The following is a 13,686-nucleotide window of genomic DNA, read 5'->3' on the forward strand; positions in this document are numbered from 1 at the left end:
ATGGGATTTTATCAATTTAAAAAAACACAAGAAATTAACGCCCCTGTTGAGAAGGTATGGGAATTTATCTCCGACCCCGCCAATCTAAAAAAAATAACCCCGGATTATATGGGCTTTGATATCACTTCCAAAGACGTTCCTTCCAAAATGTACGCTGGAATGATAATAAGCTACAAGGTTTCTCCCTTATTCGGAATTAAAACAACTTGGGTGACTGAAATTACCCACTTAAAAGATAATAGCTATTTTGTTGATGAACAAAGGGTTGGTCCATACAGGATATGGCACCATCAACATATTATAGAATCCATACCGAACGGGACTTTAATGACAGATATTGTTAGTTACCAACCACCTTTGGGATTCCTGGGTAGTGTTGCCAATATCCTTATTATTAAAAGAAAGCTTAACGAAATTTTCGATTATAGGACCAAGGCATTGGATGAATTATTTTAAGGATTACCGTTATAAGATTAGCAATATTCAACTAAATTTGAGCCTGATGGCCACAAATAGTATCGAAACGGAATCTGATTTTCAAGTAATCGGGAGTCTATCACCATGTACACGCAACACATATGATAGCAACACATTAGGTTAAATAATTATGGACAAAAAATCCACTATAAAAATCCAAGAGGGTAAAGTAGGAATGATCGGCTACGGCATGTTGTCCTCTTTGGAGAGCCTTGAGGAAATTCTAGGGCGAAAATATCAGGATCCCATTTATTGGATACATCTTCGCGGTTTGCAGCGTGCTTGGAATTTTGTAGCCCCCAATAACGACCCAAATTTCCCGGCAGAATATATAAAATATGAATCCTTTAGACTTAAAGATAACAGTACCATAACGTACGAAAAGTCTATATTTTTAAATATTATAGAAAATAAGGACGTACGATTAAACTGTACCTTGTATTTCGTAACCAATGAAGAATTGGCATTGTTTGATGAATTTGAACTTGGATATACCAGAATTGATGTCACAGACCGTATTGAAGAATACCATGTTGAAAACGGTAATGTCTACGCCTACAAGGCTCTGCCGACATATGAGTATGATGCCATTAATGACAAGGACAAAAGTATAATTGAAAAAGATTATTTAGATATAGTAATGGCATCCTATGAAAAAATGGGAAGCGAACACAAACTGCAATTTGAACTATCCACAGTACCACACGATCCCAATTTGGTGGTAACAGTAATTCATAAGAAGGTTGTAGAGTAATTCAATTAGCAATCCTTAACCGCAACGTTCTTGCCTTGAGGCTACCATATTTCTCTTTAAAAAACCAACAAACAAAAAGTGCACGGACACAATCAAAAGCATTACAAATAAATACTCGTTAAAAAAATTATCCTTGGATGGAAAACTGGGTACATACAACCTAAACGCAATCGCATAACTTATTATCGACAAAACCAGCAACAACACACTATATCTCCAATCTTTAAAGCAATCCAAATACAGGTTGGGTCTCATTAAAAGTGCCAATTCCTTTCCAAACAATTGCCCGGCCAAAGGCCATAAAAAAATAAGTGGCAAAGCAAACAATCTGGATTCCCTGGCCAATGTGGCCACCATCACAATAGGCGTATTAATGACCAGGGCGAGTAAAAATGCATGAACGTACTTTTTTTCCAATGCAGAAAGTATCTTCTGCTTATTTCCTATATAAAGAAAATATAGACTGGGCCCTAAAACCAAAAAAAAAGAAACTATAGATTCTACAGCACTGGCATATATACCAAAATTTTGAAAATAACAACTTAACCTGTTGGCGGCCACTTCTGATGTTTCTTTCCAAATACCCGTAGCCCACAAGAAGATCCCCAAATAAATAATATATAGAGGTAAAGGGACCAAAAGCAGAAGCAATTTTCTTTTTACTGAAAAGGTCCACATATTCTTCGACTTCAAACTAAAACCCGAAAAAATAATGGCCAATCCGGGCATGAGAAATAAAGTACTTTCCCTTGCTATAATTGCCAACAAAAACAAGAGGACATAATTCAGCCACTTTTCACGGATCAAAGCCAAAATACCGAGCATGATCAAACAATATTGCAGAGGCTCATCATAACTGAATACCGGAGGAAAAAAGGCAAAAAGTATTGAAAATGTCAAGAAATAAAACACTTGGTTAAACAGTGCCTGTCCCCAAGTTGCTTTTAATTCTAATGAAATCCTATAAATCAACAATCCACTGAAAAACAACAATAATAGGTTTACAAGTACAAAGGACTCCCCTAAAGTAATGCCAAAAATGCCCGAGGAACCTTCGATCAACAAAGAGGTTAATGGGCGTCTTGCAAAGGGTGCAAATTCCTGATGATATCTAATTTGGGATGCCAAAAAAACATGGGACAGCTTGGTGTTGTTTTCATTCAACATACTATCCGATATGGGGAGCATATGAACCCCATAGATTAGTAGCACCATCAAAAAACTTATAAGATACTGCACATAATTTTTCATATACAACTCACCAATGGAATGATTAAAAGTAAACAAAACATTAGTAAGTTGCTATGATCCCAAATATTTAATGCCGTCTGTAAAAATTAAAATTATTTCTATAGCGCAGACTCCATTTTAGTTATAAACTTCTCAAACCTAAATTTTCCTGCCGTCCAAAAGATTAATGATACGTGAACCGTACGTAGCATTCTTTTCTGAGTGGGTAACTTGAATTATGGTAACCCCTTCATTATTCAATTGCTTGAAAAGTTCCATAATCTCCTCTCCTTGTTTAGAGTTAAGGTTTCCAGTAGGTTCATCGGCCAGGACAAGCTTGGGAGAGGAAATCAACGCCCTGGCAACGCCTACCAATTGTTGTTGGCCTCCACTTAACTGTGCCGGAAACAGATCCTTTTTTCCTACTATATTAAACCGATCCAAGGTATCCGCCACCAGGGATTTACGTTCAGAGCTGCCTACTTTTTTATAAAGTAAGGGCATTTCCAGATTCTCCTGTACGGTAAGGTCGTCCAATAAATGGTAAGATTGAAAAACAAAGCCTATATATTGTTTGTACAAATTGGCCCGGTGTTTTTCTTTTAGGGTGTGAACGGGCTCATCCAAAAAGCGGTATTCCCCTTCATCAAAACTATCCAACATACCTATAACATTAAGAAGTGTGGATTTACCGGAACCGGAGGGTCCCATAACCGAAATAAATTCCCCTTCTTCCACAGTAAGATTGATGTCTTTTAAGAGAAAGACACGTTGCCCGCCAGAATTTACCCATTTAAAAACGTTTTTAAGTTGTAGTAGCATACCTATTGATTTTAAATTTTCGAACGCGTCCGAATTGTTATTCTTATGCCTTCCATGTTTTCGACTATGCCCAAAATGACATTTCTGATTTGTTTTTTACTCCGTTCTTAAACTTTTTAAGGGTTTGATCAATGCTGCCGCAATAGACTGATAACTAATGGTCGCCACTGCAATGATCAAAGCTATTCCTCCGGCTACACAGAATACTTCCCATCCAACATTAATCTTATAGGCAAAATCTTCCAACCATCGGTTCATCATATACCATCCTATGGGTATCGCTATAAGAATGGCCAAAAAAATCAATTTTAGAAAATCCAGGGTCAATAGTTTATAGATACTTTCAAAAGGAGCCCCCAGAACCAACCGAATGCTAATTTCCTTTTTGCGTTGTTCCACCATAAAAGCAGAAAGGGCGAAAAGGCCAAGACAGGCAATAAAAAGTGCAAAAAGGGCGAAACTGTTAAAAATATCACCAGCACGCTTTACATCATCGTGCATTTGAGCAAATTCTTGATCAAGAAACGTATATTGAAAGGCCTGATTTGTAACATATTCCTGCCATATGTTTTCAATATCCTTCAATGCCCCTGCAGATCCTCCGTTGTTCAATTTTATAGACACAATACCAGAACTATTCCCGATGACCAAACTAAGCGGTGCAATGTCTTCCTTAAGGCTTTTGAAATGAAAATCATCCAATACGCCAACAATGGTCCATTCCTCACCATTGTTGATCCGTTTGCCAAGCGGATCTTCAAAACCTAGTTCCTTTGCCATAGCAGTGTTGATTATAATCGCAGAAGAATCACTGGTATATTCCTTTGAGAACTCCCTACCCTTAATGACCTTAAGACCTAAGGTGTTTATATAATCATAATCTACCTTCCATATCTGAGCTGGCACCGACAGCTCTTGATTTCCGCCCTCTGCCTTTCGAAAAGTATTACCGTTACGCTTGGTGCCATCTACCGGAAGATAGTCGCTTACGGATACACTCTTGATTGCAGGCAATTCCAGTAATCTATCTTTAAAGGTATGAATATTGTTATTTATTAAGTTCGTTCCCTGAACCATAAGTACCTGTTCCTTATCAAAACCCAATTTTTTATCTAAAATGAAATTCATTTGTTTAGTAATAATTAGAGTGCCTATAATCAAAACTACCGAGGTGGTAAATTGAAATACGACCAAACTACTGCGCAGCTTGCCACTCTTGGCGCCTATACTCAAATTGCCTTTAAGAACATTAACAGGTTTAAAAGCAGATAGGTACAAGGCGGGATATAGGCCTGCCAACATTCCAACTAGAAGTCCAGCAATTAAAAGTGTGGGCAGAAACCACCATTGGGACCATGGTATGGTTATATCTTGGCCTGCAATGGAATTAAAGGTTGGTAATAGTATCCAGGTCAACAAAACACCTATTACAAATGATATGAGACTAAAAACAATGGATTCTGTAAGGAACTGACCAACCAAATTACCTTTATAGGCTCCGATAGTTTTGCGAAGCCCAACTTCCTTGGCCCGATTTGCAGACTTCGCAGTAGACAGATTAACGAAATTTATCACTGCCATCAGCAGTACTATTCCCGCAATTGCTGCAAATAACCAGACGAATCCAATGTCGCCGTGTTTCAATCTATCTCCCATTTTTATATCCGACTTTAGATGAATATCCATGATGGGCTGTAATTTATATTCCAATGTTTTTAATACCTTCATAAAGTCAGTGCCCATTCCTCTTTCTGTAAGTGCTGGTATGAAATATTGATCCAACATAAGGTGCATTTTCTTTTCCAAAGCTGGAATATCCGTATTCCCGTCTACCAATACATAGGTGAAATAATTGGTGGTCGTCCAACTCGTATTTTTATCTTCTAAGGCCATGAGATAACCGAAATCGAGATGTGATTTTTCTTCCTTATTTTCTTTGATGATTCCTGTAACCGTATAAGGCTTACTAGTATCATCATCCAGAAAAACAGTTTGGCCAACGGCATTTCCATCCGGAAAATACTTTGAGGCCTTGGACGAGGTCATTACAATGCTTCCCGGATTGGTCAAAACATTTTCTGGACTTCCTTCAAGTAGATCTAATTCCAATATTTCAAAAACCTGCTGGTCGGCGTAAATAAAACCCTCATCAAAGTTGTTTTGGGTAGTGCCTTTAACACGTAAAGCCCTTCTACCTGCCCCAAACAGTTCACTGGTATTAATTTTGCCCGCCTTTTCAATTTCTGGATAGGTAGATTGGAGCGTCTCTGCAAATAGGCGTTGAAAATGCACGCTCTTCAACTGTTCTCCGTTCATTATGCCCTGCATAACAACACGGTAGATTCTATTTTTATTCTGATAATGGTCATCGTAACCCAATTCATTTTTGATAAAAAGGGCAATTAATAGGCAGCCGGCAATGCCCATGGCAAAACCTCCGATCTTTATGAAAGCAAAGAGCTTACCACCTTTAATACTTCGCCAAGCGATTTTTAGATAATTTTTTAGCATAATACTCGTTTTTAATCCTCCCCCTTAGGCAAGAAACCAGTTTGATATTTAATTTATATTTTACTGTCCTTCGTATTTATGGCACATTGATAGTTATTCTTTGTTCAACGATAATGTTAACTGTTTACTGCAAACTGACCACTGTTCACTTCTTCACTTCTTCACTCTGTTCGTAAACTTTTTACTGGGTTGGCCAGTGCCGCTTTGATACTTTGAAAGCTAACGGTTATCATCGCAATAAGCAGAATAAGCAAAAAGGGAAGCACAAAAAAGGTCCAGTGTATTCCGATTCTAAAGGCATAGCCTGTTAACCAATCATTGGCTATGAACCAAGAAAATGGGATAGCTATCAAAAATGCCAGGGACAGTAAAACCACAAACTCTTGGTATAACAGTTTTAAGATTCCTAATACTGAAGCACCCAAGACTTTACGAACCCCTATTTCCTTGGTACGCTGTAGGGTCATATAGGATGCAAGGCCGAACATTCCCAGACAGGCAATCAATATTCCCAATAGCGTAAAAACTGCGGACACGTTGCCAAATTGCTGATCTACCCTGTATTGTTCATCAAAATTCTCATCCATAAAAAAGTATTCATAGGTATTTCCCGGAAAGAATTTGTCCCATTCACCACGTACCTGTTGAATAGTCCGTCCTATTTTATCGGTTCCGGACTTTATGGAAAAATACCCATTGCTATTGGGATCCAAACGCAGAATCAAAGGATCATAGGCCTCCCGCAAGGATTCTTGATGATAATTCTCAACCACCCCAACTATCGTACATTGGTCTCCCCAAAAATCTATCTGTTTTCCAATCGCCTTTTCAGGTTTTTCAAAGCCCAATAATTCTATACCCATCCTATTAAAAATAACGGCTTCCTTATCTGCACCAAAATCCTCGGAAAATGAGCGTCCCGCAATCAATTTTATATCATAAAGTGGAACAAAATCATAATCCACCCATAAAAACCGATACTGTTTTTGTTCGGAATCATCTTGCCCTACCAATCGTATACCTCCCGCATTGTAACCTTCCCCCTCCCCTGGAACTATAGAAGAAACCGCCACATTTTTTACAGTAGGATATTGCAACAACGCTTCTTTGAATGCCTTTTTCTTCCTTATAAAAGTAGAATCAGAAACAATTGGAGGCTTTATTACAAGTGTCTGATCTATATTAATCCCCAATGATTGATTACGCATATACTGAATCTGTTGATAGACCACCAAAGAACCTATCAATAAAAACAAGGAGGCGGCAAACTGAAAAACTACCAAGGATTTTCTTAAAAATGAACCTTGTTTGGTTGCTACCAACTTACCCTTTAAGACTTCAACCGGTTTAAAACTGGATAGTACAATGGCTGGATATAGACCAGAAAGAAATACCCCCAATATGAACAATATCATCAAACTAAGCCAAAAACCACTTTCACCAAATAGGGAATAGGACATATGCCGACCTGAGATTTGATTAAATGCTGGAATAGTTAGGACCACTATAAACATGGCCAAGACCAATGCCAGGCCATTAAAGATTCCAGACTCAATAAAGAACTGAACAACCAACTGCTTTCTTTGCGAACCCACAACTTTTCTTACCCCAACCTCTTTGGCACGACCAACGGCACGGGCAGTAGCCAAGTTAACATAATTGATCAATGCTATTAAAAGAATAAAAAAGGCAATGCCAATCAAAAGATAAACCGTTTTTCCGTCACCATTAGGTGCGGGCTCCATGATATAATTAGAATAAAGATGTATGTCGGTCAGACTTTGTAAGGAATAGGTAACGGAAGCGTTATACCGCTTCATAAATTCACCTATTCCCTGGTCCACAATAGGCGGAAATTTAGCTTCTACCTTCTTGGGATGAGCTCCTTTTTGCAATAGAAAATAAGTTAAGCATCCATCTGATGTCCACCATGTTTCCGGGTCTTGTACCTCATCACCCTGACTGTTTGCTTTCACTTGCTCCACAAAACTGGCATAGGAAGCCAAGAAGTTAGGTTTAAGTTGCGTATTGGAGGGCATATCTTTAAAAACACCTTTTATTTTGTAGGTGTGTCCACCGCTGATCAGCACAGACTTACCCACGGCATCCCTTGTTCCGAATATTTTGAGTGCAGTTGTTTCAGAAATCGCAGCGGTGTACGGTTCCATAAGGACGGTGTTTATATCCCCATCCAAAAGAGGGTAGGAAAAAATGGAAAAGAAGGAATTACCCGCGAAAAATACTTTTTCTATTTTCAGGACCTCATCTTGAATCTTGACGATTAGATCTCCTGTTTCTACCACTTTTACATAATCTTCAATTTCAGGGATAGCCTCTGCCAAATTATTACCAACTGCAAATGCCCCTGCCGCCCATTCCGTGGAAAGCTTGCCATTGTCATATCGGTCTTGTTTTACACGATAGATCCGATCTTTTTTTGTGTGAAAATCTTCATAACTCAGCTCAAAAGTAACGTACTGAAGAATTAACAAACAGGCGGCAATACCAATGGCCAATCCTCCAATGTTAATTATGGAATACACCTTGTTCTTACTAAGGTTCCTCCATGCGATTTTGATATAGTTCTTAATCATGGTTTCTTCGTTTTTGATTTGATTGATGATATGCGTTTTAATTCCTAACTGTTTACTGCTCCCAATTCATTGATAATTGCTTATTGTTTACTACTTCCTTTTTCACTCCGTTCTTAAACTGTCTACAGGGTTAACAATGGCTGCCTTTATGGTATGAAAACTAACGGTAAACAATGCCACTACTATTACCACAGTGCCCACCCCTAAAAATGTGAGCGGATCTATGGATATACGATTTTCATAATTCTCGATCCAAATCTCCATGGCATACCAGGCCAAGGGGATTGCAATTAAAAGACTAACCAATACTAATTTTAAAAAGTGAATTGAAATCATACCAACAATACAATTGACCGATGCTCCCATAACTTTCCGAATCCCTATTTCCTTGGTCCTCAATTCAATCACCATTAAAGACATGGCAAAAAGGCCCAAACAGGAAAGGAATATGGCTATGGCCGATGCAATACTAAAGACTGTGGTCATAATTATTTCGCCCTCGTACCAGGCCTGAAGATTCTCATCTAAAAAGGAAGCTTTGAAGAAGGCATTATCGGTAAGCTTTTCCCAAACCGCAGCGATATGTTCCATCACCATCTGTGGATTATCCGATTTAACCTTTAGGAAAATGTAATTTATACGTTCCGATGCCGATAGATGAATGGCTATTGGATAAGCTTTTTCGGACGGGGAATAGGCATTAAAATCCGGTATTACACCTATGATCCTATTTCCCAATCCTGCTTCTTCCCCTCCAAAATATTTGCCAATGGGATCAGGTTCTCCCATGGCCTTTACAAAACTCTCAGTAACCACGAACGCATTTATTGTATCCGTGGCATAGGCAGGGTCAAAATCCCTTCCCTTAAGAATGGGAATTTGCAAAGTCCTTAAAAAGTCATAATCCGCCAAGAGCCAATCGGCCGAAACCTGGTTCTGTTTATAATCGAACCCTACAACAGACCTAACGGTAACCCTATCCAAGCCCCTTCCCAAGTTACCACCTGTCCCAGTAATGGAAACAATATTGGGATCATTTACAAGTTGGTTCCGCATACGCGCCAATATTTTTCTACCGTCTTGCTGGTAACCTACAGGAATGCTTATAACCTGCTCCTTTTCAAAACCTATAGGTACTTCGCGTAAAAAATCCAATTGTTGGCCTGCTATCCAACTTATGCAGATCAGCAGGCTGGAAATGGCAAACTGACTCACTAATAGGCTATTGCGAAGGGCTCCCGGTCTCTTGGTGGAGATCTTACCCTTTAAAACTCCAACCAAACTAAAGTTGGCCAACTTTAAGGCAGGGTATCCCCCAGCAATCAGGGTTACCAGTAAAAAGACGCCTGTCATAATTGCCAAAAAGGTGGGCTGGAATAGCGCTGAAATTTCAATACCACCTCCAAATTGAGCATTAAATACGGGTATCAATTGGGAAGCTAGGCCCAATCCCAACATAAAACCAACAAAATAGAGCAGAAATGCTTCTCCCCATAACTGCATAAAAAGTTGCCCCTTATAAGCCCCTAGAGTCTTCCTTACCCCCAGTTCACGACTTCTTTTAAAAGAATTGGCCATGTTAAGGTTTATAAAATTAAAACAGGCAATCAATAGAATAAAGGCCCCCAAGGACATGAGGGCATATACCAATACCTTGGGAGCACTCCTTTCCCCGGAAAAATGAACATCATTAATATTGGTGAGGTCTAAACTCAATAATTCGGAGGATTCCTTCACATCCGGCCTATCGGCCCTAAGTTGTGCCAACTGATCGGGATAGTATTTTTCCACAAAAGGTTCCAGTTTCATAGCAACCTTTTGTGGCTCGCTATTTTTGGAGATTTTAATAAAAACACTGGATCCATTGGAGCCCCAATCATTTTGAAGCTGTGCATAATTGGGAAGCGATTCGGTCCGGGCGACTGCGTCAAATCGAATACTTGAATTCTTAGGGCAATCTTTGACCACTGCGGTTACGGTGTAATATTCAACGTCTTCGCCTCTGCCTATTTTTAGCTCCTTCCCAATGGGATCCGAATTCCCAAAAATGGCCTTGGCCGTAGTTTCACTTAAGGCTATATCCTGCAAACCGGAAAGTGCCGTGCTACCATTACCAATAAGTACCGGGAAATTAAACACTTCAAAAAAATCCGGATCGGTCCTAACAACCACCCGTTCCATATTTTTTTCCTCGTATGATAAATTTTCAGGCATTCCCATATTCACCACTATAGCAGTTTCCACTTCCGGAATATCGGTCCTTAAAGCAGCAGCGGCCGGCAGTGGCATTTGGGAACTCATTTCAGGACCCTGTGCACTGTTTGTATGGCGGGAAGTTCTAAACAGCTGGGGCTTATCCTTGTGGAAAGAATCGAAACTCAGATGAAAATAGGCCGTCAAAAATAAAAGGATACAGATGGAAAAAGCGATGGCCAAACCAAAAATATGGATGGCGGAATGCAATTTATTTCTCCTCATATTCCGCCAAGCGATTTTAAAATAATTCTTAAACATGATTCTCGTTTTGTTTTGATTTGATTGATGATATGCGTTTTAATTCCTAACTAATCAATGTTCACTTCTTACTGTCAACTGTTCATTTTTCACTGTTTACTATCCACTGTTCACCGGCAACTGCCACCTGTTCACTGTCCACTGTTTACTGATCACTTAATTATTCCGTTCGCAAACTCTTAACAGGATTAACTATGGCTGCCTTTACACTTTGAAAACCTACTGTGAACACTGAAATCAACACGGCCAGAAATGCTGCCAGAACAAATATCCACCAAGGAATATCTATGCGATAGGAAAAATCTTCCAACCATTTAGCCATGGCATACCAACCTACAGGCATAGCAATTATGATTGCTATCCCTACAAGTTTTAAGAAATCCAAAGTTAGTTTTATGGATATTTGGCCAACACTGGCACCCAACACTTTACGGATCCCAATCTCCTTAGTCCTTTTTTCCGCATTAAAGGCCGCTAGGCCAAAAAGTCCCAAACAGGCAATCAATAGGGAGAGGACCGTGAAAATGACGAAGATATTCCCAAGCCTTTGTTCACTTACATAGGTATCATTAAAAGCATCCTCCATGAAGTAATAATCAAATGGCTCACCAGGCACTATAGTATTCCAAACCCCCTCAATGTCCTTGATGGTATTGGCAAAATTCCCAGCCACAATTTTTATCGCCATAGCATAGGCCCTTTCGCCCAGATGAAGGCTCACGGCATCAATATCTTCTTTTAAGGAAGCTATATGAAAATCCCTTAAGACCCCAATAATAGTGTAATAGGTTGGGTTTTCTGAATCGAAATCCGGGGTGTATTGCATACCGAGTGCCTCTTGCGGACTTAGTTCCATAACCCTAACTGCTTTTTCATTCACGATAATTGCAGTTGAATCACTACCATAAATCCTATCAAAATCGCGTCCTGCAACCAATTCCAAATTCAGAGTGGAAATATAATCGTAATCCACACCCCAGGTCTGCATACTAACGGCATTTTCTTGGGAAGTATTACCATTTTCCGGGCTAAAAGTTGAATCGCTGCGAGATGAAGGAGTGGGAAAGAAGCTGCTTAAAGTGACATTTTTTACCGCACCCAATTGCTTTATCCGGTCTTTAAGCGATGTCACCTTATCACCTGCAGTATACACATCATTCAGAATTAATATCTGGTCTTTAGAATATCCTAAATCCTTGCCCTGGATATATTTTAACTGTTGATATACAACAAGGGTGCTTACAATTAGGAAAACCGAAATGGCAAATTGAAAAACTACCAGGGAATTTCTAATCCCACTACCTCCAACACCGCTTCCACCACCTCCTTTTAGAACCTTCACCGGCTTGAAACGAGTCATAAAAAAAGCGGGGTAACTACCAGAAAACAAACCCAAAATAATCACAGAAACCAATAATACCATCAAAAATATTGGATTGGCAAATGGTATAGAAATATCCTTGTCTGCCAATGTATTGAAAAAAGGTAGTGCAACAACTGCCAACACAAGGGCCAATACCAATGACAAAAAAGATATTAGACCTGACTCCATCAAGAACTGTCTTACCAATTCCATTTTATTGGATCCCAAGGACTTTCTGACACCCACCTCCTTTGCCCTTTTAAGGGAATAAGCGGTTGAAAGGTTCATAAAATTGACACTTGCCAGCAACAGGAGAAAAATTGCAATAAAAGACAGGATATATACACTTTGTATATCATTATTTGCACTGATTTCCGCTACCATGTGCGAATACAAGTGAATATCAGTCAATGGAATTGTACTAAATATTAAATGGTTGCCCGCGGCCTTAAATTGCTCCTCCGTTACACCAGGCATGAATTGCTGTACCCCAGGGATGACATATTTGCCCAAAAAACCTCTTAACTGTAATTGAATATCCGCTGCCTTGACCTTAGGTATTAATTTAATGAAAGTTTGATAATTATTACTGCCCCAATTTACCACCGAAGCGTCTTCAAGCCCTGCCATAGATTCGAAAATCGTATAATCCCTTAAAAAGGAATTTTGCGGAAAATCCTGGATTACCCCTACAACAGTATAGTTTTCCTCATTATTTAGAACTAAATTTTGCCCCACTGCATTGGCCAGTGCAAAATGCTTTTCAGCGGCGGTTTTGGTCAGGACTAGAGTATTAGGGTCTGTCAATGCTTTACCGGCATCCCCTACCAACATCTTTATACCGAACATTTCGAAAAAAGAGGCATCTACATAGGTGGTCTGCTCTTCTTTAACATTTGCCAGATCATCGGCTTTGCGCACTAGCGCACTACCTCGCGTTCTAAAGCGCGTGACCAACTCAATTTCAGAAAAATCATTCTTTAGGGCCTCTGCCATGGGAGCTGGGGTAACGGCAAATAATCGCTCGTCCCCACCAAATTTGATATTATTGTTTACGCGATGAATACGATCGGCATCTGCAAACATTTTGTCATAGCTCAGTTCATCATGTATATACAAAGAGATAAGAAGGCACCCGGCCATCCCTATAGCCAGACCAAACGTATTTAAAAAAGTAAAAAAGGGCTGCTTTTTAAGATTCCTCCAAGCAATTTTAATGTGATTATGAATCATGATGATTGATTTTTGATGCAGAAATAAGTTCCTTTCTTATTTCATTGATGAATAAACTCTCTTCCCCTCATTAACCTGCAAGGTTTCCAACACCTTGTAGGTTTTCATTACCATATGGATCCCCGAACCTCATTGGTTTCACTTCCAAATCCTGGCCTAGACCTACAAGGAGGTCCGCAAAAAGGCGG

At 39.4% G+C, this 13,686-nt stretch carries 8 protein-coding genes; 2 read left to right on the forward strand and 6 right to left on the reverse strand.

The features are described 5' to 3' along the window. Both B9Y87_RS19745 and B9Y87_RS19750 read left to right on the forward strand, forming a co-directional pair. Entirely contained in the window at window positions 1-456 is a 456-nt protein-coding gene (locus tag B9Y87_RS19745; protein ID WP_085500687.1) for an SRPBCC family protein, read from the forward strand. A 151-nt stretch (window positions 457-607) separates the two neighbouring features. Further along, window positions 608-1,231, forward strand: a complete 624-nt coding sequence (locus B9Y87_RS19750; RefSeq protein WP_085500688.1) for a gamma-glutamylcyclotransferase family protein — start codon at window positions 608-610, stop codon at window positions 1,229-1,231. A gap of 15 nt (window positions 1,232-1,246) precedes the next feature. On the opposite strand, the gene B9Y87_RS19755 is transcribed toward B9Y87_RS19750, so the two are convergent. The 6 genes from B9Y87_RS19755 to B9Y87_RS19780 form a co-directional block, all read right to left on the reverse strand. Then, entirely contained in the window at window positions 1,247-2,446 is a 1,200-nt protein-coding gene (locus B9Y87_RS19755) for a hypothetical protein (protein ID WP_139827297.1), read from the reverse strand. 174 nt (window positions 2,447-2,620) lie between these two features. Beyond that, complete coding sequence (locus B9Y87_RS19760; protein ID WP_085500690.1) at window positions 2,621-3,283, reverse strand: ABC transporter ATP-binding protein; 663 nt, start codon at window positions 3,281-3,283, stop codon at window positions 2,621-2,623. 96 nt (window positions 3,284-3,379) lie between these two features. After that, on the reverse strand, window positions 3,380-5,794 hold the full coding sequence (locus B9Y87_RS19765) for an ABC transporter permease (protein WP_085500691.1): 2,415 nt from the start codon (window positions 5,792-5,794) through the stop codon (window positions 3,380-3,382). Window positions 5,795-5,955: 161 nt separating this feature from the next. Continuing rightward, window positions 5,956-8,388, reverse strand: a complete 2,433-nt coding sequence (locus tag B9Y87_RS19770) for an ABC transporter permease (RefSeq protein ID WP_085500692.1) — start codon at window positions 8,386-8,388, stop codon at window positions 5,956-5,958. Window positions 8,389-8,490: 102 nt separating this feature from the next. Next, on the reverse strand, window positions 8,491-10,866 hold the full coding sequence (locus B9Y87_RS19775; RefSeq protein ID WP_176225691.1) for an ABC transporter permease: 2,376 nt from the start codon (window positions 10,864-10,866) through the stop codon (window positions 8,491-8,493). Between the two features lie 196 nt (window positions 10,867-11,062). Further along, entirely contained in the window at window positions 11,063-13,498 is a 2,436-nt protein-coding gene (locus B9Y87_RS19780) for an ABC transporter permease (RefSeq protein WP_085500694.1), read from the reverse strand. Window positions 13,499-13,686: the final 188 nt, after the last annotated feature.

The sequence above is a fragment of the Arenibacter troitsensis genome (genome assembly GCF_900177645.1).
Classification (GTDB): Bacteria; Bacteroidota; Bacteroidia; order Flavobacteriales; family Flavobacteriaceae; genus Arenibacter; species Arenibacter troitsensis.